Origin of the sequence: Leifsonia sp. 115AMFTsu3.1, from assembly GCF_004362795.1 — a bacterium.
Taxonomy (GTDB): Bacteria; Actinomycetota; Actinomycetes; order Actinomycetales; family Microbacteriaceae; genus Leifsonia.
On sequence record NZ_SNYB01000002.1, the window covers coordinates 1349772 to 1372705 of the forward strand.

Below are 22934 nucleotides of genomic sequence, written 5' to 3' on the forward strand. Positions count from 1 at the left end.
ACGGCTCGCTGACAGCGGACACAGGAGAAGGGGAGCGGATCCACGATAGAATGGACCGTTCCCCTTCTTCCTTCTGACGAGAGTCGAGTCTGTACGCATGTCCGAGAACGCCGTCGCCCGCCGCGATGATCTGCGAAATGTCGCGATCGTCGCCCACGTCGACCACGGCAAGACCACGCTGGTCGACGCCATGCTCAAGCAGACGAACTCCTTCGACGCGCACGCGCACGTCGAGGAGCGCGCGATGGACTCGAACGAGCTCGAGCGCGAAAAGGGCATCACCATCCTCGCCAAGAACACGGCGATCTCGTACAAGGGCAAGCACGCCCCGAACGGCCCGATCACCATCAACGTGATCGACACCCCGGGCCACGCCGACTTCGGCGGCGAGGTCGAGCGCGGCCTCTCCATGGTCGACGGCGTCGTCCTGCTGGTGGATGCGTCCGAGGGCCCGCTGCCCCAGACCCGTTTCGTGCTGCGCAAGGCGCTCGAGGCGAAGCTCCCCGTCATCCTCGCGGTCAACAAGACCGACCGCGGTGACGCCCGCATCGACGAGGTCGTCGGCGAGAGCCAGGACCTCCTGCTCGGCCTCGCGAGCGACCTCTCGGACGACGTCCCGGACCTCGACCTGGATGCGATCCTCGACGTTCCCGTCGTCTACGCGTCCGGTCGCGCCGGCGCTGCGAGCCGCAACAAGCCGGCGAACGGCGAGTTGCCCGACAACGACGACCTCGAGCCGCTGTTCGAGGCGATCCTGGAGCACATCCCGGCGCCGAGCTACGACCCCGAGGCCCCGCTGCAGGCGCACGTGACCAACCTCGACGCGTCGCCGTTCCTCGGCCGCCTCGCACTGCTCCGCATCTTCAACGGCACCCTGAAGAAGGGCCAGACCGTCGCCTGGGTCCGTCACGACGGCGACGTGCACAACGTCCGCGTGACCGAGCTGCTGATCACCAAGGCGCTCGACCGCTACCCGGCCGAGTCCGCCGGCCCCGGCGACATCGTCGCCGTCGCCGGTTTCGCCGACATCATGATCGGCGACACTCTGGCCGACCCGGACGACGTGCGTCCGCTTCCGGCGATCCACGTCGACGAGCCCGCGATCTCGATGACCATCGGGACGAACACCTCGCCGCTGGTCGGCAAGGTGAAGGGTCACAAGCTGACCGCGCGCATGGTGAAGGACCGCCTCGACCGCGAGCTGGTCGGAAACGTGTCGCTCCGCGTGCTCGACATCGGCCGTCCCGACGCGTGGGAGGTGCAGGGCCGCGGTGAGCTGGCCCTGGCCATCCTCGTCGAGCAGATGCGCCGCGAGGGCTACGAGCTCACCGTCGGCAAGCCGCAGGTGGTCACCAAGAAGATCGACGGCAAGACGTACGAGCCGTTCGAGCACCTGACCATCGACGCCCCCGAGGAGTACCTGGGTGCGATCACGCAGCTGCTCGCCGCCCGCAAGGGCCGCATGGAGAACATGGCGAACCACGGCACCGGCTGGGTCCGCATGGAGTTCATCGTCCCGTCGCGCGGCCTGATCGGCTTCCGCACCGAGTTCCTCACCACCACCCGCGGCACGGGCATCGCGAACGCGATCTCGCACGGCTACGACGAGTGGGCCGGTCACATCGTGACCCGCAGCAACGGCTCGATCGTGGCCGACCGCGCCGGCGTCGTGACGCCGTTCGCCATCATCGCGCTCCAGGAGCGCATGACGTTCTTCGTGAACCCCACGGAGGAGGTCTACGAGGGCATGGTCATCGGCGAGAACTCGCGCGCGGACGACATGGACGTGAACATCACCAAGGAGAAGAAGCTCACCAACATGCGCTCCTCCACGGCCGACACGTTCGAGTCGATGACGCCGAGCCGTCAGCTGACCCTCGAGGAGTCGCTGGAGTTCGCCCGCGACGACGAATGCGTCGAGGTGACGCCGGAGGCCGTGCGCATCCGCAAGGTCGAGCTGGATGCGACCGCCCGCGGTCGCGCCGCCGCCCGCCTCAAGCGCCAGGACGCCGCAGCCGTCTGACCTGCCCCGCTCACCGAGGGGTCGCAACACGCCGTTCTGGCTCAGCCAGAACGGCGTTTTGCGTCCTCTGGATGACCGCTGGCGGCACTGCCTAGCCAGGGCCGGTCGGTCATCCGGGAGAATGGCAGCATGAAACGCCGCCTCGTCGCCCTGCCCCTCGCTGCCGTCCTGCTCCTGGGCGCCGCCCCCGCGCTGACCGCGTGCAGCTTCCAGGGCGTCGTGAAGGATGTCTCGGGCGGCAACGTCGACCTGGGTGGCAAATCCGTCCCGGCGGACTTCCCGAAGGAGGTCCCGCTCGCCGACGGCGAGGTCGTGTTCGGCGCGGGCCTCGGTTCCGGCGCCGACAAGGTATGGAACGTGACCGTCAAGGTCGAGAACGGCGACGCCTACACCGCCATCGAGAAGCAGCTCACCGACGCCGGGTTCACCGGCCAGTTCGGCACCCGCGGCCCGAACGGCGGCGGCACCGGGACGTTCAGCAACGGCACGTACGGCGTGCTCGTCGTGGTGACGGACGCGGGCAGCAACGGCTGGGTCGCCAACTACTCGGTGTCGAAGGGCGGCACGCCGAGCCCGACGCCGTCGGCCGGCTGAGCGAAGAGGTCAGGCGAAGAAGCTAGGCGAAGAGCCCGGCTCCCACGTACGAGCCCTCTCTCGCACCGGGCGGTACCGCGAACACGCCGGAGCCGACGTGGCGGACGTACTCGTTCATCAGGTCGTTCTGCGCCAGGCGCTGCTGGATCGGGATGAACTGCTTCCGCGGATCCCGCTGGAACGCGATGAAGAACAGCCCGGCGTTGAGGCGACCCAGCTCGTCGTTGCCGTCGACGAAGTTGTAGCCGCGACGGAGCAGCTGCGCGCCACTGTTCATCGTGGGATGCGCGAGTCGCACGTGCGAGTCGGGGTCGATCTTCGTGCCACCGTCCTTCGCTACCGCCAGGAAGTTGGGGTCGCTGAACTCGGTGCCGCCGGAGAGCGGAGCCCCCTCGCCCTTGTCGCGGCCGATGATGCGCTCCTGCTCGCCGAGCTGCTGGCGGTCCCAGGTCTCGATCACCATGCGGATCTTGCGGGCGACGAGATAGGAGCCCCCGGCCATCCACCCGGCGCCGTCGCTCCCGGAGGCCCACACCTGGTCTTCGACCACGGTCTGGTCCTCGGACTTGATGTTGGCGGTGCCGTCCTTGAAGCCGAACAGGTTGCGCGGGGTCACCTGGGCTCGGGAGGTCGACGACGTGCGGCCGAAGCCGAGCTGCGACCAGCGGATCGCCGCGCGCCCGAAGGCGATGCGGGAGAGGTTGCGGATAGCGTGCACCGCCACCTGCGGGTCGTCGCTGCACGCCTGTACGCACAGGTCGCCGCCGGTGATCGACTCCTGCAGTGCGTCGCCCGGGAACCGGGGCAGGTCCACAAGGGCCTCCGGGCGGCGGGACGCGATCCCGAACCGGTCCTCGCCGCTCGCCGTGCGGAACAGCGTCGGACCGAAGCCGAAGGTGAGCGTCAGGCCGCCGGGCGGCAGGTCGAGCGCCTCGCCGGTGTCGTCCGGCGGGGCGTCCATCGGTCCGGATGCTGGGCCGTACTTGCCGGCGGGACGCCCCTGCGTCATCCGCGCGGCGGCGGCCGTCCAGTCGTGCAGCAGCTCGATCAGCCCGTCCCGGTCGAGGCCGGGGGAGGTGTCGAAGGCGGCGAAGTGGAGGCGGTCCTGCGCAGGCGTGGTGATACCGGCCTGGTGGGGGCCGTAGAACGGGTACGTCGTGGCGGATGCGGCGGTCGCGCCGACCACGACACGGTCGGCCGCGACACCCGCGCCGATGCCGACGAGCCCGGCGCCGACCGTCGCGCCCGCGAGGCCGAGCATCCCTCGACGGGACAGGCCGGAGCGCCCGGTGACCTGGTCGGCCTCCGGGCGCTCGGCGTCGTGGTGGTTCTCGGTCACGCGCCCTACTTGACGATGATCGAGGTCAGGTGGCTGAGCGGTTCGCTGAGCGCGTTGACCTGGTCGGAGAGCTCCTTGACCTGCTCGGTGCTGAGCTCCGTGTAGCTGACGAAGCCGTCGCCTGAGCGGTACTGGGCCAGCGTCTTCTCGATGGTCGTGAACTCGCCGTCGAGCTTCGCGACGACGTCCTTGCCGTTGCTGCCCTTCTGCTCGGCGATGTCGCGGACGACGCCGTAGGCCACCTGGGCGCCCTCGAGGTTGGCCTGGAAGTCCTGCAGGTCCGTGTGCGAGAAGGCCTCCTCCTCGCCCGTGATCTTCGACCCGGCTACCTCCTCCATCAGGCCGATGGCGCCGTTGGAGATCTGGTCGATGGTGAGCGTGAAGTCCTTCGCGTGGACGAGGTCGTACAGGCGCTGGGTGTCGGTCACGAGCTTGTCGGCGAGCTGCGTGCGCGTTGCGGCGTCGGACGGCGTGTACCCGGCGGGGGCCCACAGGTCCTTCTCGATGCGGTGCCAGCCGGTCCACTCCTGGCCCTCGGCCAGGTCGGCCTCGCGCAGGTCGAGGGCGGGGTCGAGGTCGCCGAACTGCTCGGCGGTCGGCTCGATGCGCTCGTAGAAGGAGCGGGCCGCTGCGTACTGCGCGCGGGCGGCCGTGTCGTCGCCGCCGGCGTAGGCGGTGGCGAAGGTCTTCGTCGCGGTCAGCAGCGCGCCGGACTGGTCCTTCACGTAGCCGGTGTAGTTGGCGACGGCCTGGGCGACCTGCTTGCTCTCGCTCTGCGAGACCGTCTTGCCGGTGCCCGGGGTGACGGTGAATTTGGCGACGTGCGCCGGCTCGCCCACCATCCCCTTGCGGCAGGCCGAGAAGTAGTCGCCCTCAGGGAGCTGGACCACGTAGTTGACGGTCGTGCCCGGGCCGATGTTCTCCTTCTCGCCGACGATGCGCAGCTTGTCGGTGGCCAGCAGCTCGAACTCGTTCACGTCGGTGCCCGTGTTGGTCACCTGGAAGGTGATCGGTCCGGCCTTCGCGGTGTTGGTGGACACCGTGCACTTGTCGTCGCTCAGGGTGACCGCGATGGCCTCGTCCGAGGCGGTGGCCTGGTTCGGGACGCAGCCGGTGAGCGCGGCGGCCAGGGCGGCGGTCCCCGCGAGGGATCCGGCGACGGCCGTGAGGCGGCGTCGGGTCGAGCGGGAGGCGAGCGTGCGGGTGGTCACCGGGCGCTGTCGAGGCATGGGTGTGCTGTTCTTTCTCTTGTGGTGCAGTGAGGGGTCAAGAAGAGGGGTCAAGAAGAGGGGGTCACGACGCGATCGGCGCGTGCGGCGCCGAAGCCGCGGCCGGTGCCGTCGGCGCGGGTCGTGCGGCGGAACGGTGCTGCCGGATGTAGAAGTAGCCGACCACAGCGAGGTAGGTGAACCAGGCCGCGACCTGCAGTGCGGTCGGCGACGGGTTGAAGTTGAGGATGCCGGCGGCCAGGGTGCCGTACCAGCTCGAGGCGGGGATCGCGCGGCTGATGTCGTATGCGTGGACGCCTCCGCCGGGGATGAGTCCGGCCTCCTGCAGGTCTCCGAGCCCGTAGGCGAGCACGCCGGCGGCGACGAGGATGAGGAAGGCGCCGGTCCAGGTGAAGAACCTGCCGAGGTTGATCTTGACCATGCCGCGGTAGAGCAGGAAGCCGATGACCGCGGCGGTGGCGATGCCGAGGAGGGCGCCGACGGCCGGCTCCCAGCTGCCCCCGGTGCTCGCGACGGTCGCCCAGACGAAGAGCGAGGTCTCGATGCCTTCGCGTCCGACGCTCAGCATGGCGAGCAGCACGACGCCCCAGCCGGCGCCGACGAGCGCGGAATCGAGGCGGTTCTGGAGGGTGGACTTCATGCTGCGGGCGGTCTTGCCCATCCAGAACACCATCCAGGTGACGAACCCGACCGCGACCAGCGAGAGGGAGCCGCCGAGGATCTCCTGCGCCTGGAAGCTCATGCCGTAGGGGCCCCAGGTGAGGACGGCGCCGATCCCGAGCGGGACGATGAGCGCGATGCCCACGCCGATCCAGAGCTTGGACAGCACCTCGGTGCGGCCCAGCTTCACCACGTAGGCCACCAGGATGGTGACGATGAGCGCCATCTCGAGGCCTTCGCGGAGGCCGATCAGGTAGTTCGCGAGCACAGGTGACCTTCGTCGGGGGAGGGGCTGATGATTGGTAAGGCTAACCTTACTGAATCGAGCGTAGAGCACCGTCCTGGATGTGTCCAGATAGGATGCGAGGATGCTCAGCCGGATCGTCAGCGCCATCCTCCTCGTGCTGGCGGGAGCGGTCTTCGGGGCGATCGGGACGGTCGCCCACCAGTACTCGGTGACCTGGGGGATCCCGATCCCGCTGGGGCTGATCGGCTCGCTTCTGGCGTTCACGGCCCTGCTCGTCGGTCTGCGGCTGCTCGGCCACAGCCGGCTGCCCGCGCTGCTCGCGGCGCTGGGCTGCATCGCCGTCATCCTCCTGTTCGCGCAGCAGAGCGCGGGCGGCTCCGTGCTCATCCAGAACGACCTCGCCGGACAGGTGTGGCTCGTGGGGCCCATCCTGATCGCGGCGATCGTGATCGCCTGGCCCGATGTGAAGACCCGGCAGCCGGCCCGCGACGGCCTAAGCTAGAGGGACAGCTCCACCTGAAGGGATCCGATCCACTGTGACCTATGTCATCGCTCTCCCGTGCGTCGATGTGAAGGACAGGGCCTGTATCGACGAGTGTCCGGTCGACTGCATCTACGAGGGCGAGCGGTCGCTGTACATCCACCCCGACGAGTGCGTCGATTGCGGCGCCTGCGAGCCGGTCTGCCCGGTCGAGGCGATCTACTACGAGGACGACCTGCCCGAGGAGTGGAAGGACTACTACCGCGCGAACGTGGAGTTCTTCGACGACATCGGCTCGCCCGGCGGAGCGTCGAAGGTGGGTGTGATCTCCAAGGACCACCCGCTGATCGCCGCGCTGCCGCCGCAGGCGCACTGAGCCTCGGCGCACCGATGACGGCATCGATGGCCGCGCCGGCGAAGGAGCGCTGACGTGGCGCTGCAGGAGCTCCCGGACTACCCCTGGGATCAGATGGCTCCGTACGCCGAGCGGGCGCGGGCGCATGCGGACGGTCTTGTCGACCTGTCGATCGGCTCGCCGGTCGACCCGACTCCGGACCTCATCCGCGAGGCCCTCGCCAGCGCGACGGACGCCCACGCGTACCCGCAGACCGTCGGGACGCCCGCCCTGCGCGAGGCGATCGTCGACTGGTTCCACCGCCGACGGGGTGTCCGCGGGCTGACGGTCGAGAACGTGCTGCCGACCATCGGCTCGAAGGAGCTCGTCGCCCTGCTGCCGTTCATGCTCGGCCTCGGCGACGGCGACATCGTTGTGCATCCGCGCGCCGCGTACCCGACGTACGCGATCGGCGCGGCGATGGCCGGCGCGACCGCCGTCGCGAGCGACGATCCGGCCGAATGGCCGGAGGGCACACGCCTGATCTGGCTGAATTCCCCGGGCAACCCGGACGGCCGAATCCTCTCGGTCGAGGAGTTGCGCGCGGCCGTTGCGCGCGCCCGCGAGCTGGGCGCCTACATCGCCAGCGACGAGTGCTACGCCGAGCTGGGCTGGGAGGCGCCGTGGGATGCGGAGCGCGTTCCGAGCATCCTCGACCCGCGGGTCATCGGGCAGGACCGCCGCAACGTCCTCGCGGTCTACTCCCTCAGTAAGCAGTCGAACCTCGCCGGCTACCGCGCGGCGTTCGTCGCGGGGTGCAGCGCCATCATCGGGCGGCTCGTCAACGTCAGGAAGCATGCCGGTCTCATGCTGCCGGCGCCGCTGCAGGCCGCGATGGTCACCGCGCTCGGCGACGAGCGGCACGTGGAGGCGCAGAAGGCGCTGTACCGATCCCGTCGCGACCTGCTGAAGCCGGCGCTCGAGGCCGCGGGCTTCCGCATCGACCGCAGCGAGGGCGGCCTCTACCTGTGGGCGACGGAGGGACGCGACGCCTGGGAGAGCATCGGACGGCTCGCCGACCTCGGCATCCTCGCCGGCCCCGGCCACTTCTACGGCGACTTCTACCCGGAGCACGTTCGCCTGTCGCTCACGGCGACCGACGAGCGAGTGGCCGCGGCGGCGGAGCGGCTGCGGGCGTTTGGAGACAACCTCTAACGGGTCGCCGGCCCCTTTGCCCGATGCCGCAGTTGTCGCCGGCGTTCGTTAGGCTGTACCGGCACGGCCTGTCGAGCGGACGGCGCCGGGCAGCGCTGCCACGATCGGCGCGCACCTTTGACCACCCATATGGGCGACTAACCCACCAGGAGGCGTTGTGAGCGGACTCGGCACCGAGAGCACTGGCACCGAGAAGGCCGTAGCGGAGGCCGAACTCGCGACAGCCTCTCTGACCTATCCGGGCGGTGTCGCCGAGTTCCCGATCCGGCCGAGCGTCGACGGGGCCTCGAGCATCGACTTCTCGACGCTGACGAAGCAGACCGGGCTGACCAGCCTGGACTACGGCTTCGTGAACACCGCCGCCACGCGCTCGTCGATCACCTACATCGACGGCGAGCAGGGCATCCTGCGCTACCGCGGCTACCCGATCGAGCAGCTGGCCGAGAACTCCACGTTCCTCGAGGTGGCGTGGCTGCTCATCCACGGCGAGCTGCCGTCGGCGTCGGAGCTCGCGGAGTTCGACGAGCGCATCCGTCGGCACACCCTGCTGCACGAGGACCTGCGCCGCTTCTTCGACGCCCTCCCGCACGACGCGCACCCGATGTCGGTGCTGTCGAGCGCGGTGTCGGCGCTGTCGACCTTCTACCAGGACTCGCTCAGCGTCCACGACCCGGAGCAGATCGAGCTCTCGACCATCCGGCTTCTCGCGAAGCTCCCGGTGATCGCCGCCTACGCGCACAAGAAGAGCCTGGGCCAGGCGTTCCTGTACCCGGACAACTCGCTGAGCTTCGTGGACAACTTCCTGCGCCTCAACTTCGGCACCCTCGCGGAGCCGTACGAGGTGAACCCGGTGCTGTCGCGGGCGCTCGAGCGCCTGCTCATCCTGCACGAGGACCACGAGCAGAACGCGTCCACCTCGACCGTCCGCCTGGTCGGGTCGACGCAGGCCAACCTGTTCGCCTCCGTCTCCGCCGGCATCAACGCCCTCTACGGCCCGCTGCACGGCGGAGCCAACGAGGCCGTTCTGCAGATGCTCGCGGGCATCCGCGACTCGGGCGAGAGCGTCCAGAAGTTCGTCGAGCGGGTCAAGAACAAGGAGTCCGGCGTCAAGCTGATGGGCTTCGGTCACCGCGTCTACAAGAACTTCGACCCCCGCGCCAAGCTCGTGAAGCAGTCTGCCGACGAGGTGCTCGAGGCGCTCGGCGTGCACGACCCGCTGCTCGACATCGCGAAGGAGCTGGAAGAGGTCGCGCTGGCCGACCAGTACTTCGTCGACCGCAAGCTGTACCCGAACGTCGACTTCTACACGGGCGTCATCTACAAGGCGATGGGCTTCCCGACGCGGATGTTCACCGTGCTCTTCGCGATCGGCCGCCTGCCGGGCTGGATCGCGCACTGGCGCGAGATGAACCTCGACCCGCAGACGAAGATCGGCCGCCCGCAGCAGCTGTACGTCGGCTCGCCGGAGCGCGATCTCGGCCGCTGAGCCGCATCCACGACTCGACGTCATCTCGGGGGGATACGCTCCTTCCGAGACGGCGGCACCGGCCGACGAAGGAGCGACGTGGGCGACGACACCCCCCGACTGAGGCGGCACCATCGGGTCCTGAGGGTGATCGGCGGCGTGCTCGCCGTCCTCCTGGTGCTGGTCGTCGTCGCCGGGGGCATCGGCGTGTGGACGATCACGCGCTCGTTCCCGCAGACCGCCGGGTCAGTGGATGTGCCGGGCCTCACGAAGCCGGTCACGGTGTACCGCGACGACGCCGGTGTGCCGCAGCTGTCGGCATCCACCGCCGACGACCTCTTCCGCGCGCAGGGGTACGTGCACGCGCAGGACCGCTTCTGGGAGATGGACTTCCGCCGTCACGTCACCGCGGGCCGGCTGTCGGAGATGTTCGGCGCGAGCCAGGTGCCGACCGACACCTTCATCCGCACGCTCGGCTGGCGTCGCGTCGCCGAGCAGGAGGTGAAGCTGCTCGATCCGACCTCGCTGCGGTACTACCAGGACTACGCGGACGGCGTGAACGCCTACCTCAAGCAGCGGTCGGGCGCGGGGCTGTCGCTGGAGTACGCCATCCTCGGCCTTCAGAATCCGTCGTATAAGCCGGAGCCCTGGACCCCCGCCGACTCGATCGCGTGGCTCAAGGCGATGGCATGGGACCTCCGGTCGAACCTCGAGGACGAGATCGACCGCGCGCTGCTGGCGACCAAGCTGAAGCTGGAGCAGGTCGCGGAACTCCATCCCGGCTACCCGTACACGGGCCACCCGACGATCACCGACCTCGGCGGCGGGAACCCGCGGACCGTCACGCCGGATGCCGAAGCGGGTGCCGCGGGAGCCGCGGACCAGTCCTCCGCGGACGCCTCCGCCCCGGCGCCGACCGCATACGCGTCGCAGCTGGAGCAGGTGGCCGCGAGTGTCGACTCCCTGCCGCAGCTGATGGGTCCGGCCGGCGACGGCATCGGATCCAACTCGTGGGTGATCGGCGGGGCGCACACCGCCAGCGGCAAGCCGCTCCTCGCCAACGACCCGCACCTCGGCGCCGCCCTGCCGTCGGTCTGGTACCAGATGGGCTTGCACTGCACGACGGTGGGGCCGGAGTGCCCGTTCGACGTGTCCGGCTTCAGCTTCTCCGGCTTCCCGGGCATCATCATCGGCCACAACGACCGCATCTCCTGGGGCTTCACCAACCTGGGTCCGGACGTCGCCGACCTGTTCGTCGAGAAGGTCACCGGCGACACGTACGAGTACGACGGCCAGCAGGTGCCGCTTGAGAAGCGCACGGAGCGCATCCGTGTCGCCGGCGGCAAGGATGTGACGATCACCGTCCGGTCGACCCGCCACGGCCCGATCGTGACGGACATCGGCGATGCGTACGCCGTGATCGCGAAGGACCAGGCGGGCAAGCTCGGTGTGCCCGCGCAACAGTTCCAGCTGTCGCTGGCGTGGACGGCGCTGACCCCCGGCACGACCGCGAACGCGATCTTCGCCTTCGACACCGCCCGCGACTGGCCGAGCTTCCGGGCGGCGGCCCAGCAGTTCCAGGTTCCGTCGCAGAACCTGGTCTACGCCGACGTGGACGGCAACATCGGCTACCAGGCGCCCGGCCTCATCCCGGTCCGCTCGGGTGGCGACGGGACGATGCCGATGCCCGGCTGGAGCAGCGGGTACGGCTGGACGGGCACCATCCCGTTCGAAGAGCTGCCGTCGGTGTTCGACCCGCCGGCCGGATACATCGTCACGGCGAACAACGCCGCCGTCGGGCCGGGTTTCCCGCGGCTGATCACGGCGGACTGGGACCAGGGGTACCGCGCCAACCAGATCGAGGTGCGGCTGAGCGCCCTGATGGCGCAGGGGAAGAAGCTGACGTCGAAAGACATGTCGGACATCCAGGCGGACACCTACGACGCGAATGCGGCGAACCTCGTCCCGGTGATCCGTGCGGTGGCCGAGAAGCCGGATGCGTCCGCCGATGTGCAGCAGGCCGCCCGGCTGCTCGCCGACTGGGACTACCGCGACGATGCGGACAGCGCGGCCGCCGCCTACTTCGCGGTGTTCTGGCGGGAGCTGCTCCACGACATGTTCGCCCGGAAGATCCCGGCGGCCACGGCGCCGACCGGCGGCGACCGCTGGTTCACCGTCGTCGCCTCCCTGCTCGGGCAGCCGGAGTCGTCGTGGTGGGCGGACTCGGACCTCGGCACGTCCGACCGCGACTCGATGATCGCCTACGCCGCCGGTCAGGCGTGGAAGGAGACCGCCCACCAGCTGGGCGGCGACGTGTCGTCGTGGCGCTGGGACCGCCTCCACACGCTCACGCTGAAGAACGCGAGCCTGGGAGAGTCGGGCATCGCCCCCATCGAGGCGCTACTGAACCGCGGGCCCTGGCACGTGGGCGGCGGCAGCAGCGTCGTGGATGCGGCGGGCTGGGATGCGACCGTCGGCTTCGCGGTGCAGCGCGTGCCGTCGATGCGGATGGTCGTCGACCTCTCCGACTTCGACAAGAGCACGTGGATCAACCTCACGGGAGCGTCCGGTCACGCGTTCGACGCGCACTACACCGATCAGACCGACCTGTGGGCCGTCGGCAAGACGCGCCCGTGGCCGTTCACCCCGGCGGCCGTGAAGAAGGCGGCGGACCAGACCCTGACGCTGCGTCCCGCGCGCTGACTCCTGCTCCTCCTCCGAGGATTCGTGCCGAATGTGCGGAAAGCGCGCCGCTGAACGCACATTCGGCACGAATGTCGGTCAGGGGGAGGTGAGGGCGGCCCAGGCCATGCGCTCGAGGACGGGGCGCACGACCCCGGGCGCGACCTGGAGCGCCCCGACGCGCGCGGTGTGCGGGGTCGAGTTCAGGAGGCCGAACGTGGCCTGCACACGCACGCGCAGCTCGTCGTCGGCGAGGGCGGGGTGCAGGGTGCCGAGCACGCCCATCCACACCTCCACGTAACGGCGCTGGAGACGGCGGACCTGGCGGCGGGCGGCATCGTCGAGCGAGTCGAGGTCGCGGTCCTGCACGCGGATGGTGTCGGGCTCGCCGAGGGCGAAGTCGATGTGGAAGCCGATCAGCGACCGCAGGGCCGTCGCCGCATCCGCCGCAGCCTGCTCGACCGCCTGACCGCCTGCGAGCAGACGCTCGCTCACCCCGATCAGGAGCGCCGACAGCACGGCCTGTTTGGAGGAGAAGTGACGGTACACCGCCGGGCCGCTCACGCCGACGGCCGCCCCGAGGTCTTCGATCGAGACGCCGTTGAAGCCGCGCTCGGCGAAGAGCGTCGCAGCGGACTCGAGCAGCGCGGCACGCCGGTCGGCCTTGGCCTGGCTGCGCTGCGTCGGCCGCTCGAGGGGAGCGGCGGGACTCGGCTGGGTCATCGTCCTCGATGGGGTCGGGCCGCCCGGTCGGCGACGCTGGACTTTTCGGTTAATGAACACTAACCTAAAAACCGAGTTAGTGACCACTAACCGGATGTCGACGACGACATATGGAGCAGCATGCCGACCCTGACCAGTGAGGCGTCCGCGACGGACGCCCGGTTCGAGCAGAACGACGCCGCCCAGCGCGAGCTCGTCGCCGATCTGCGGCGGCGACTGGCCGTCGCGGCGGCCGGCGGCCCCGAGCGCGCCCGCGAGCGTCACGTCGCCCGCGGCAAGCTGCTGCCGCGCGACCGCATCGACGCCCTGCTCGACGAGGGCAGCCCGTTCCTCGAGCTGGCGCCGCTCGCCGCCACCGGGATGTACGACGACGAGAGCCCCGCGGCCGGCGTGATCGCCGGGATCGGCCTGGTCGCGGGCCGCCACGTCATGGTCGTGTGCAACGACGCCACGGTCAAGGGCGGGACGTATTACCCGATGACCGTCAAGAAGCACCTGCGGGCGCAGGAGGTGGCGCTGGAGAACCGGCTGCCCTGCATCTACCTGGTCGACTCGGGAGGAGCGTTCCTGCCGATGCAGGACGAGGTCTTCCCGGACCGCGACCACTTCGGCCGCATCTTCTACAACCAGGCGCGGCTCTCCGCGGCGAAGATCCCGCAGATCGCCGCCGTGCTCGGCTCGTGCACCGCCGGCGGCGCCTACGTGCCCGCGATGAGCGACGAGACGGTGATCGTCCGCAACCAGGGCACCATCTTCCTGGGCGGTCCTCCGCTCGTGAAGGCGGCCATCGGCGAGATCGTCAGCGCGGAGGAGCTCGGCGGCGGCGACCTGCACGCCCGCACGTCCGGCGTGGTCGACCACCTGGCGGAGGACGACGAGCACGCGCTCGCCATCGTGCGCGACATCGTCGGGACGCTCCCGCCACCCGCGGCGCCGGCCTGGGCGGTCGAAGCGCCGGTCGAGCCCGCGGCCGATCCGGCCGAGCTGTACGGGGTCGTCCCGGTCGACGTGCAGGCGCCCTACGACGTCCACGAGGTGATCGCGCGCATCGTGGACGGCAGCGGCTTCCACGAGTTCAAGCCGGAGTACGGCACCACACTCGTGACCGGCTTCGCGCACATCCACGGGCATCCCGTCGGTATCGTCGCGAACAACGGCGTACTGTTCAGCGAGTCGGCCCTCAAGGGCGCACACTTCATCGAGCTGTGCGACCAGCGCGGCATCCCGCTGCTCTTCCTGCAGAACATCTCCGGCTTCATGGTCGGCCGCGACTACGAGGCGGGCGGGATCGCCAAGAACGGCGCCAAGATGGTCACGGCCGTCGCGACGGCCCGCGTGCCGAAGCTCACCGTGGTGATCGGCGGGTCTTTCGGCGCCGGCAACTACTCCATGTGCGGCCGGGCCTACTCGCCCCGCTTCCTGTGGATGTGGCCCGCCGCCCGCATCTCGGTGATGGGCGGCCAGCAGGCGGCCAGCGTGCTGGCCACCGTCAAGCGCGACCAGCTGGACGCACGCGGCGAAGAGTGGTCCTCCGACGACGAGGCCGCGTTCCGCGCCCCGATCGCCGCCCAGTACGAGGAGCAGGGCAACCCGTACTACTCGACTGCCCGACTCTGGGACGACGGGGTGATCGACCCCGCCGAGACCCGCACCGTGCTGGGCCTGGCGCTCGACGTCGTCTCCCGCTCGCCGCTGCCCGACACCGCCTTCGGGCTCTTCCGGATGTGATCGCGTGACCTCCACCCCCTTCCGCACCGTCCTCGTCGCCAATCGCGGCGAGATCGCCTGCCGCGTCATCCGCACCCTGCAGCGCCTGGGCATCCGCTCGGTCGCGGTCTACAGCGACGCCGACCGCGATGCGCCGCACGTCGCGCTCGCCGACGTCGCCGTGCGCCTCGGACCGCCCGCCGCGCGCGAGAGCTACCTGGATGTCGACCGGATCGTGGATGCGGCCCGCCGCACCGGCGCCGAGGCCGTCCACCCCGGCTACGGCTTCCTCTCCGAGAACCCGGCGCTCGCTGAGGCGTGCGAGGCGGCGGGCATCGTGTTCGTGGGCCCGGGCGTCCACGCGCTGGAGGTCATGGGCGACAAGATCACGGCGAAGCACGCGGTCGCCGAGCACGGCGTGCCGACGATCCCCGGGATCGCCGAGCCGGGCCTCGGCGACGACGACCTGATCGCCGCCGCCGAGCGCATCGGGTTCCCCGTGCTGGTCAAGCCGTCGGCGGGCGGCGGGGGCAAGGGGATGCAGGCCGTGCGCTCTGCGGGCGAGCTCCCGGAGGCGCTGCGGGCGGCCCGACGCGTCGCCGCGGCCGCATTCGGCGACGACACCCTGTTCTTGGAGCGGCTGGTCGCCTCCCCTCGCCACATCGAGGTGCAGGTGCTCGCGGACCGCCACGGCGGGATCGTCCACTTGGGCGAGCGCGAGTGCTCGCTGCAGCGCCGCCACCAGAAGGTGGTGGAGGAGGCGCCGTCACCGCTGCTGGACGAGGCGACCAGAGCGCGCATCGGCGAGGCCGCCTGCCGTGTCGCCGAGAGCGTCGGCTATGTGGGCGCAGGGACGGTGGAGTTCCTGGTGTCGGCCGAGGCGCCGGACGAGTTCTTCTTCATGGAGATGAACACCCGGCTGCAGGTCGAGCATCCCGTGACCGAGCTGGTGACGGGTCTGGATCTCGTCGAGCAGCAGCTGCGGATCGCCGCGGGCGAGCCGCTGTCGTTCGCGCAGGAGGACGTGCGCCTGAACGGCCACGCCGTCGAGGCGCGCGTCTACGCGGAGGACCCGGAGCGCGGCTTCCTGCCCGCGGCCGGCCACGTGCTGGCGCTGCGCGAGCCGGCGGGCGACGGCGTGCGGGTCGACAGCGGCATCGTCGCGGGCATCCCGATCGTCACCGACTACGACCCCATGCTCGCCAAGATCGTCGCCTGGGGCGAGGACCGCGACCAGGCCTTCGCCCGACTGCGCGGCGCGCTCGCCGGCACGAGCATCCTCGGCGCGGTCTCCAACCTGGCGTGGCTCGTCGGGCTCGTCTCCGACGACGACGTCCTGGCCGGACGGATGGACACCACCCTGATCGACCGCCGCTTCGCCGAGCAGACGCCCGCGCCGGTGACCGAGCCGGAGCTGATCGCGGCGGCGCTGCTCGCGCACCGTCACCGCTGGCAGCAACCGCCGACGGGAGTCGGCGCGGTGTGGGGTGCGCCGACGGGATGGCGTCCCGGCCGGGCGCGACCGGTGCGGTACGACGTCGACGGGGTGGCGGTGTCCGTCAGCGGACCGGTCGAGGACGCGACGGTCACCGTGGTTCGGGATGCAGCCGATACGTCGGCGCCCGACGCGCGCCGCGCCACCCTCCGCCTGCGCGAACCGGACGCGGCGGGCCGCCCCGCGGTCGCCCTCCTCGACCTCGATGGTGAGACCATCCGCTTCGACATCGCACGCGACGGCGACACCGTGTGGCTGGCGCGTGAGGGCCGCTCCCGTCCGCTGCGGCTGCGCGACCGCGCGACGCGCCTCGCCGAGCGGCTGGCCGCGGTCGACCGCGGGACGCTCGCGGCGCATCCCGAGCTCCGCTCGCCCATGCCCGGCACCGTTGTCGCCGTCCCGGTCGAGACCGGCGCGCGCGTCGCCGCGGGCGACACGGTCGTCGTGGTCGAGGCGATGAAGATGGAGCACCGCCTGGTGGCGCCCGTCGACGGCGTCGTCGCGGTGCACGTCGGCCCCGGCGACCTGGTGCGGCTCGATCAGCTCGTCGCCCGCGTCGACGCCGACGAGGCGGACGATGCGGACGCTGCCGACGCGACTCCGCCCATCCCGAGCACTTCCAACGTTCCGCCCCAGCCGGCGGACGCGGCGCCGACACGACCGGCCGCCGCACAGCGATAGTCACCACAAGAGACAGGACCCGCATGACCATGCAGATGACCCGCCCCACCGGCCCTGCGGCCGGAGCCGACGACACCGACGTCGCCGGCTTCCAGCTCACCGACGAGCAGCGCCGCCTCCGCGAAGAGGTCCGCGACTTCGCCGACACGGTCGTCGCGCCCGCCGCCTACGAGTACGACACCAAGCGCAGCCTCCCGTACGACATCATCGCCGAGATGGGCCGGATGGGCCTGTTCGGTCTCCCGTTCCCGGTCGAATACGGCGGCCAGGGCAAGGACTACCTGTCCCTCTGCCTCGCCGTGGAGCAGCTGGGACGCGTCGACCAGTCGATCGGCGTCACCCTGGAGGCCGGCGTCGGACTCGGCGCCATGCCGATCTTCCGCAGCGGCACCGAGGAGCAGAAGCAGCAGTGGCTGCCGATGCTCGCCCGCGGCGAGGCGCTCGCCGGTTTCGGGCTCACCGAGGCCGAGGCGGGCTCCGACGCGTCCGGCACGAAGACCACGGCCGAGCTGCACGACGGCGAGTGGGTGATCAACGGAACCAAGCAGTTCATCACCAACTCCGGATCGGACATCACACGGCTGGTCACCATCACGGCGGTCACCGGCGAGGAGCGGCGCGCGGACGGATCGATGAAGAAGGAGCTGTCGGCGATCATCGTCCCGACCGGCACCCCCGGCTTCGTCGCGGAGCCCGTGTACGACAAGGTCGGCTGGCACACCTCGGACACGCATCCGTTGACCCTCACCGACGTGCGCGTCCCGGAGGCGAACCTCCTGGGGGCGCGCGGCCGCGGCTACGCGAACTTCGTGGCGACCCTCGACGAGGGCCGCGTGGCGTTCGCCGCGCTCTGCACGGGTGCCGCGCAGGGCTGCCTGGAGGAGGCCATCCGCTACGCCAAGAGCCGGAACGTGTTCGGCCGGCCGATCGGATCCAACCAGTACATCGCCTTCAAGATCGCGCGGATGCAAGCCCGGGTCCACACCGCCCGGCTCGCCTACTACGACGCCTGCTTCAAGCTGATGGCCGGCAAGCCGTTCAAGATGGAGGCCTCCGTCGCCAAGCTGGTCTCCAGCGAGGCCGCGATGGACAACGCCCGCGACGCCACGCAGATCTTCGGCGGCTACGGCTTCCTCAACGAGAACCCGGTCGCGCGGCACTACCGCGACTCGAAGATCCTGGAGATCGGCGAGGGCACGAGCGAGGTCCAGCTGATGGTGATCTCGCGCGCGCTGGGCTTCTCCGCCTAACCTGAATCCGCAGCAGACAGCTCCTGAGTTTTTCCGCGCAGCACCCGGCGTGTCGCCGGAAAAACTCAGGAGCTGATGGCGAGAGACCCTCGAAGGGGAGGACGCATGATCGACAAGACCGTCGGAAGCGCCGCGGAGGCCGTCGCCGACATCCCGGACGGCAGTACGCTCGCCGTCGGCGGGTTCGGCCTGTGCGGCATCCCGAGCGCGTTGATCCAGGCGATGCTCGATGCGGGGACCACCGACCTCGAGGTGGTCAGCAACAACTGCGGCGTCGACGACTGGGGCCTCGGGCTGCTTCTCGCCGAGCACCGCATCCGCAAGATGATCAGCTCGTACGTCGGCGAGAACAAGGAGTTCGCTCGTCAGTTCCTCTCCGGCGAGCTGGAGGTCGAGCTCACCCCGCAGGGAACGCTCGCCGAGAAGCTGCGGGCGGGCGGCGCGGGCATCCCCGCGTTCTTCACGCCCGCCGGCGTCGGCACCCAGATCGCGACGGGAGGCCTCCCGCGCCGCTACGCCGCCGACGGCTCCGTCGCGGTCGCGAGCGAGCCGAAGGAGGTGCGGACGTTCGACGACGCCGAGTACGTGCTGGAGCGGTCCCTCCGCCCCGACTTCGCCCTCGTCCACGCCGCGAAGGGCGACCGGCACGGCAACCTCGTCTTCCATGCCGCCGCGATGAACTTCAACCCGCTCGCCGCGATGGCCGGCCGTGTCACCATCGCCGAGGTGGAGGAGCTGGTCGAGCCGGGCGAGCTCGATCCCGGCGCCGTGCACTGCCCCGGCATCTTCGTCCAGCGGGTCGTGCACGCGCCGGGCGTCGAGAAGCGGATCGAACGGCGCACAGTCGCCGAAGGGAGCGCACGATGAGCCTCAGCCGCACCGAACTCGCCGCCCGGGTGGCGCGCGAACTGGAGAACGGGCAGTACGTCAACCTCGGCATCGGCATGCCCACGCTCATCCCGAACTACATCCCGGAGGGTGTCGAGGTCATCCTGCACTCGGAGAACGGCGTGCTCGGCGTCGGCCCGTATCCCGCCGACGACGCGGTCGAGCCCGACCTCATCAACGCGGGCAAGGAGACGGTCACGGTGAACCGCGGCGCCGCCTTCTTCGACTCGTCGCTGTCGTTCGGGATGGTGCGCGGCGGACACGTCGACCTGGCCGTCCTCGGCGCGATGGAGGTCTCGGAGCGCGGCGACCTCGCCAACTGGATGATCCCCGGAAAGATGGTGAAGGGGATGGGCGGCGCGATGGACCTCGTCTTCGGCGCCAAGCGGCTCATCGTGATGATGGAGCATGTCGACCGCGAAGGCCGGCCCAAGATCGTGACCGAGTGCAGCCTCCCGCTGACCGGCACGGGATGCGTCGACCGGATCATCACCGACCTGGCCGTCATCGACGTCACGGACGACGGGCTGGTGCTCCGCGAAGTCGCCGCGGGCGTCACCGTGGACGACGTGGTCGCCGCGACCGGCGCACCGCTGCGCGTGGAACTGGAGGAGGCGGCATGAGGGAGATCGAGCAGCGGGGGCTCTACTACGAGGAGTTCGAGCCGGAGACGCGGTACCTGCACCGGCCGGGGCGCACGGTGACGGAGGCCGACAACGTCCTCTTCACAACCCTGACCATGAACACGCAGGCGCTGCACCTGGACGCCGCGTGGTCCGCCCGGCAGCCCTTCGGGGAGCGGCTGGTGAACTCCATGTTCACGCTGGCGACGATCGTCGGAGCCTCGGTCACCCAGCTGACGCAGGGCACGATCGTCGCGAACCTGGGGTTCAGCGAGGTCGCCTTCCCGCATCCGCTGCACCACGGCGACACGCTCTACTCGGAGACCGTCGTGCTCGCGAAACGGCTCTCCGCCTCCCGGCCCGGGCAGGGCATCGTCACGCTCGAGCACACCGGACGCAACCAGGATGGGGTCGTCGTCGCCACGGCAACGCGTCAGGTGATGGTGTGGTGCCGGGATGTCGCTCCGGTCGCGTCCGATCCGGGCGCAGCGGGAGGCGACGGGTCGGACGAGATCCTGTGAGCGACGTCCCATTCCCCTGGGGCCCGGCGCTGCTGTTCTGCCCCGCCGACCGCCCGGAGCGCTACGCCAAAGCACTCGAGCGGGCGGATGCGGTGATCCTCGACCTGGAGGACGCGGTCGACCCTGCCGCGCGGCCCGCCGCCCGAGAGACGCTCGTCGCGTCGGAACTGGACCCCGAGCGCGTCATCGTCCGGGTCAACCCGGCCGGGACCGAGGACCACGACGCCGACCTGTCGGCGCTCGCCGCGACGCCGTACCGCGCGGTGATGCTCCCCAAGGCCGAGCGGCCGGCCGACCTCGACGGGCTGCGCGACTACGCCGTCATCGCCCTCTGCGAGACGGCCGCCGGCGTGCTCGCGGCGCCGTCGCTGGCCGCCGCGCCCGGCGTGATCGCGCTGATGTGGGGTGCAGAAGACCTCGTCGCCTCGCTCGGCGGCACGTCGAGCGGGCACCCCGACGGACGGTACCGCGACGTCGCCCGCCATGCGCGGTCGGCGGTGCTGCTGGCGGCGGGCGCCGCATCCATCAACGCCGTCGACACGGTGCACCTCGACATCGCCGACCTCGCCGGACTCGCGGCCGAGGCGGAGGACGCGGTGGCCGTCGGATTCGCGGCGACGGCGTGCATCCACCCCGGTCAGGTGGAGACGATCCGGGCCGCGTACCGGCCCGATCCGGCCGAGGTGCAGGCTGCTCGCGAGCTGCTCGCGGCGGCCGAGAACGCGGGCGGGGGAGTGTTCCGGCACGAGGGCCGGATGGTCGACGGACCGGTGCTCGCGCACGCCCGGGCGGTGCTCCGGCGTTCGTGATGAAACTGTGACCTAGCTTTCCTCCACGGTTCACCCGTTTCGTCCTTCGCACGTCGGAGGCATGTCGTACGCTGCAAGTGTTCAATCGGGAATCCGCCGTTCTCGAATCGATTCGAGGGCAATCGATTCGCGGGGAACGGACATACGCGGCGGTTGGAGGTCGCGGGGGAGGGGGAGACATGCCACAGCTGTTACCCCTGCGCCTGCTCGAGACCGTCGGCCTCCGCAGCAGCGCCACTGCCGACCCGCGCGCCGGCTCCGCCGAGCCGCCGACCGGCGTCATCGATGTCGACCCGGCCATCGCGAGCACCGGCCCGCTGTCGATCATCGCGCCCCGCCGCATCGGCGAGAGCGACCTCGCGGTGTACCCCCTGTCGCTGGGCGCGAGCGTCTTCGGCTGGACGGCCGACGGCGACACGTCCCTCGCCATCCTCGACCGCTTCACCGAACTGGGCGGCGACTTCATCGACACGGCCGACAGCTACGTCGGCGGCCGCAGCGAGGTGCTCATCGGCAAGTGGATGCGCGAGCGCCGCAACCGCGACCGCATGGTCGTGGCGACCAAGGTCGGGCGGCACCACGACAACCCGGGCCTCGGCTCCGTGAGCATGATCCGCGCGGTCGAGGCGTCCCTCGAGCGGCTGCAGACCGACCACATCGACCTGCTCTACTTCCACGAGGACGACCCGGAGACTCCGCTGGAGGACAGCCTGGCGACGGCCGAGTGGCTGATCGAGAGCGGCAAGGTCCGGTACCTGGGTGCATCCAACTTCAGTGCGGACCGCCTGATCGAGGCGCGCATCCTGGCATCGTCGGGCCTGCCGAAGTTCGTGGCCATCCAGACGCAGTACAACCTGATGCACCGCAGCGAGTTCGAGAGCGCTCCGCGCATCGTCGCGGCGGCGCAGGGGCTCGCGGTGATGCCGTACTACGCCCTGGCGAACGGCTTCCTCACCGGCAAGTACCGCAGCAAGGGCGACCTGACGGCCGGGGCGCGCAGCGTCCGCGCCGCCGCTTACGTGAACCGTCGGGGCCAGCGCGTGCTCGCCGTCCTCGACCGCATCGCGGCCGAGCACCACGTGGCGCCCGCCAGCATCGCGCTCGCCTGGCTGCTCGCCAAGCGGACGATCGCGGCGCCCGTCGCCAGCGCCAGCCGGCCGGATCAGGTGGACGCGCTGATGGCCGCCGCGGGCATCCGCCTCACGCGGTCGCAGATGCTCGACCTCGACCGCGTCTCGGAGTAGCTCGCGCCTGCCCGGCCCGCCCGGTCCGCCGCGCAGACGTGGGTCGCAACACGCCGTTATTCGGGTCGCATAACGGCGTGTCGCGACCCACAGCCGGTCGCGCCGGTCAGACCTCGCCGAGGATGCGGTCGAGCGCCCGGTGCAAGGCGGCGCCCGCGGCGATCGGGTCGCCGACGTAGCCGCCGGCGAGTGCGCCGTCGCGCGCGAGGATGAGGTCGTCCGCGGCGTCTCCCGGCCGCGGGTGGCCGATCTGGCGGAACAGCTCCTCGATGCGGTCGGCGTACCAGTCGCGGTGCGCGGTCACGGCGACACGGACCGGGTCCGTCTCGTCGGCGAACTGCGCGGCGGCGTTGATGAAGGGGTCGCCGTGGAAGCCGGGGCTGACGGCCTGGTCGTTGATCGAGTCGACGAGGGCGCGTGCGATGTCGCGCGGGTCGTCGTGCTTGGCCTCCTGCTCGGCGAACCATTCGCGCACCTGGCGGTCGCGACCCTCGACGTACGCGATGATCAGCAGGTCCTTCGACCGGTAGTGCTTGTAGAACGTCGCCTTCGTCACACGGGCACCCGCGATGATGCGGTCCACGCCGACGGTGTGGATGCCCTCCTGGTAGAAGAGCTGATCCGCCGTCGCGAGGATCTTGACCTTCGACGGCGCGGGCGGCCGGATGGTCGCTCGGGCACTTACGACCATCCGGCACGACTCCTTTTTCGGGGGAGGCTGGGT

General features: G+C 70.5%; 20 protein-coding genes. 15 read left to right on the forward strand and 5 right to left on the reverse strand.

The annotated features are described in order from the left end of the window. Positions 1 to 97 precede the first annotated feature (97 nt). Positions 98 to 2023 carry a translational GTPase TypA gene (gene typA / locus AXZ95_RS17515; RefSeq protein WP_018191490.1) on the forward strand — a complete coding sequence of 642 codons (1926 nt, stop codon included), beginning with the start codon at positions 98 to 100 and terminating at the stop codon, positions 2021 to 2023. A 129-nt stretch (positions 2024 to 2152) separates the two neighbouring features. Next, positions 2153 to 2617, forward strand: a complete 465-nt coding sequence (locus tag AXZ95_RS17520; RefSeq protein WP_018191489.1) for a hypothetical protein — start codon at positions 2153 to 2155, stop codon at positions 2615 to 2617. A 22-nt stretch (positions 2618 to 2639) separates the two neighbouring features. On the opposite strand, the gene efeB is transcribed toward AXZ95_RS17520, so the two are convergent. The 3 genes from efeB to efeU all read right to left on the reverse strand — a co-directional run bounded on the left by efeB (position 2640) and on the right by efeU (position 6113). Beyond that, a complete protein-coding gene (gene efeB / locus AXZ95_RS17525; RefSeq protein ID WP_018191488.1) occupies positions 2640 to 3956 on the reverse strand; it encodes an iron uptake transporter deferrochelatase/peroxidase subunit in 1317 nt (438 codons plus the stop codon). 5 nt (positions 3957 to 3961) lie between these two features. Further along, positions 3962 to 5167 (reverse strand): iron uptake system protein EfeO, encoded by a 1206-nt coding sequence (gene efeO, locus AXZ95_RS17530; protein WP_018191487.1) that lies wholly within the window; start codon positions 5165 to 5167, stop codon positions 3962 to 3964. Positions 5168 to 5249: 82 nt separating this feature from the next. After that, on the reverse strand, positions 5250 to 6113 hold the full coding sequence (gene efeU / locus AXZ95_RS17535) for an iron uptake transporter permease EfeU (protein ID WP_018191486.1): 864 nt from the start codon (positions 6111 to 6113) through the stop codon (positions 5250 to 5252). A 100-nt stretch (positions 6114 to 6213) separates the two neighbouring features. On the opposite strand from efeU, the gene AXZ95_RS17540 reads away from it, so the two are divergent. The 5 genes from AXZ95_RS17540 (at position 6214) to AXZ95_RS17560 (ending at position 12290) form a co-directional block, all read left to right on the forward strand. Next, complete coding sequence (locus tag AXZ95_RS17540) at positions 6214 to 6594, forward strand: hypothetical protein (RefSeq protein WP_018191485.1); 381 nt, start codon at positions 6214 to 6216, stop codon at positions 6592 to 6594. A gap of 34 nt (positions 6595 to 6628) precedes the next feature. After that, positions 6629 to 6949, forward strand: a complete 321-nt coding sequence (gene fdxA / locus AXZ95_RS17545) for a ferredoxin (RefSeq protein WP_018191484.1) — start codon at positions 6629 to 6631, stop codon at positions 6947 to 6949. Positions 6950 to 7003: 54 nt separating this feature from the next. Next, positions 7004 to 8122, forward strand: coding sequence for a succinyldiaminopimelate transaminase (gene dapC / locus AXZ95_RS17550; protein WP_018191483.1), 1119 nt, complete (start codon positions 7004 to 7006; stop codon positions 8120 to 8122). 157 nt (positions 8123 to 8279) lie between these two features. Further along, on the forward strand, positions 8280 to 9608 hold the full coding sequence (locus AXZ95_RS17555) for a citrate synthase (RefSeq protein ID WP_018191482.1): 1329 nt from the start codon (positions 8280 to 8282) through the stop codon (positions 9606 to 9608). A gap of 78 nt (positions 9609 to 9686) precedes the next feature. Continuing rightward, positions 9687 to 12290, forward strand: a complete 2604-nt coding sequence (locus tag AXZ95_RS17560; RefSeq protein WP_026307222.1) for a penicillin acylase family protein — start codon at positions 9687 to 9689, stop codon at positions 12288 to 12290. 78 nt (positions 12291 to 12368) lie between these two features. On the opposite strand, the gene AXZ95_RS17565 is transcribed toward AXZ95_RS17560, so the two are convergent. Beyond that, complete coding sequence (locus AXZ95_RS17565; protein WP_018191480.1) at positions 12369 to 12992, reverse strand: TetR/AcrR family transcriptional regulator; 624 nt, start codon at positions 12990 to 12992, stop codon at positions 12369 to 12371. Positions 12993 to 13112: 120 nt separating this feature from the next. Between AXZ95_RS17565 and AXZ95_RS17570 the strand changes: the two genes are divergently transcribed. The 8 genes from AXZ95_RS17570 to AXZ95_RS17605 all read left to right on the forward strand — a co-directional run bounded on the left by AXZ95_RS17570 (position 13113) and on the right by AXZ95_RS17605 (position 22210). Then, a complete protein-coding gene (locus AXZ95_RS17570) occupies positions 13113 to 14720 on the forward strand; it encodes a carboxyl transferase domain-containing protein (RefSeq protein WP_018191479.1) in 1608 nt (535 codons plus the stop codon). A 4-nt stretch (positions 14721 to 14724) separates the two neighbouring features. Further along, on the forward strand, positions 14725 to 16875 hold the full coding sequence (locus tag AXZ95_RS17575) for a biotin carboxylase N-terminal domain-containing protein (protein WP_018191478.1): 2151 nt from the start codon (positions 14725 to 14727) through the stop codon (positions 16873 to 16875). 35 nt (positions 16876 to 16910) lie between these two features. Then, positions 16911 to 18125, forward strand: coding sequence for an acyl-CoA dehydrogenase family protein (locus AXZ95_RS17580; protein WP_051087317.1), 1215 nt, complete (start codon positions 16911 to 16913; stop codon positions 18123 to 18125). A 105-nt stretch (positions 18126 to 18230) separates the two neighbouring features. Continuing rightward, the gene (locus AXZ95_RS17585) at positions 18231 to 18992 is read left to right on the forward strand and encodes a CoA transferase subunit A (protein WP_018191476.1); all 762 of its coding nucleotides are present in this window, start codon (positions 18231 to 18233) and stop codon (positions 18990 to 18992) included. Next, positions 18989 to 19636 carry a CoA transferase subunit B gene (locus AXZ95_RS17590; protein WP_018191475.1) on the forward strand — a complete coding sequence of 216 codons (648 nt, stop codon included), beginning with the start codon at positions 18989 to 18991 and terminating at the stop codon, positions 19634 to 19636. Before AXZ95_RS17585 ends, AXZ95_RS17590 begins: the two co-directional genes overlap by 4 nt. After that, complete coding sequence (locus AXZ95_RS17595; protein WP_018191474.1) at positions 19633 to 20157, forward strand: MaoC family dehydratase; 525 nt, start codon at positions 19633 to 19635, stop codon at positions 20155 to 20157. The genes AXZ95_RS17590 and AXZ95_RS17595 overlap by 4 nt, the downstream gene beginning before the upstream one ends. Beyond that, positions 20154 to 20966 carry a CoA ester lyase gene (locus AXZ95_RS17600; protein WP_018191473.1) on the forward strand — a complete coding sequence of 271 codons (813 nt, stop codon included), beginning with the start codon at positions 20154 to 20156 and terminating at the stop codon, positions 20964 to 20966. The genes AXZ95_RS17595 and AXZ95_RS17600 overlap by 4 nt, the downstream gene beginning before the upstream one ends. Before the next feature lie 179 nt (positions 20967 to 21145). Further along, a complete protein-coding gene (locus AXZ95_RS17605; RefSeq protein ID WP_018191472.1) occupies positions 21146 to 22210 on the forward strand; it encodes an aldo/keto reductase in 1065 nt (354 codons plus the stop codon). A gap of 106 nt (positions 22211 to 22316) precedes the next feature. Here the strand turns inward: AXZ95_RS17605 and AXZ95_RS17610 are convergent, their stop codons facing one another. Beyond that, positions 22317 to 22901, reverse strand: coding sequence for a TetR/AcrR family transcriptional regulator (locus AXZ95_RS17610; RefSeq protein ID WP_018191471.1), 585 nt, complete (start codon positions 22899 to 22901; stop codon positions 22317 to 22319). Positions 22902 to 22934: the final 33 nt, after the last annotated feature.

Bases quoted from the DNA above. Each gene is read 5' to 3' on its own strand.
- AXZ95_RS17610 (WP_018191471.1), bottom strand. From the start codon at position 22,901: ATGGTCGTAAGTGCCCGAGCGACCATCCGGCCGCCCGCGCCGTCGAAG.
- AXZ95_RS17580 (WP_051087317.1), top strand. From the start codon at position 16,911: ATGACCCGCCCCACCGGCCCTGCGGCCGGAGCCGACGACACCGACGTC.
- AXZ95_RS17565 (WP_018191480.1), bottom strand. From the start codon at position 12,992: ATGACCCAGCCGAGTCCCGCCGCTCCCCTCGAGCGGCCGACGCAGCGC.
- AXZ95_RS17570 (WP_018191479.1), top strand. From the start codon at position 13,113: ATGCCGACCCTGACCAGTGAGGCGTCCGCGACGGACGCCCGGTTCGAG.
- AXZ95_RS17540 (WP_018191485.1), top strand. From the start codon at position 6,214: ATGCTCAGCCGGATCGTCAGCGCCATCCTCCTCGTGCTGGCGGGAGCG.
- AXZ95_RS17590 (WP_018191475.1), top strand. From the start codon at position 18,989: ATGAGCCTCAGCCGCACCGAACTCGCCGCCCGGGTGGCGCGCGAACTG.
- typA (WP_018191490.1), top strand. From the start codon at position 98: ATGTCCGAGAACGCCGTCGCCCGCCGCGATGATCTGCGAAATGTCGCG.
- AXZ95_RS17585 (WP_018191476.1), top strand. From the start codon at position 18,231: ATGATCGACAAGACCGTCGGAAGCGCCGCGGAGGCCGTCGCCGACATC.
- AXZ95_RS17595 (WP_018191474.1), top strand. From the start codon at position 19,633: ATGAGGGAGATCGAGCAGCGGGGGCTCTACTACGAGGAGTTCGAGCCG.
- AXZ95_RS17520 (WP_018191489.1), top strand. From the start codon at position 2,153: ATGAAACGCCGCCTCGTCGCCCTGCCCCTCGCTGCCGTCCTGCTCCTG.
- AXZ95_RS17605 (WP_018191472.1), top strand. From the start codon at position 21,146: ATGCCACAGCTGTTACCCCTGCGCCTGCTCGAGACCGTCGGCCTCCGC.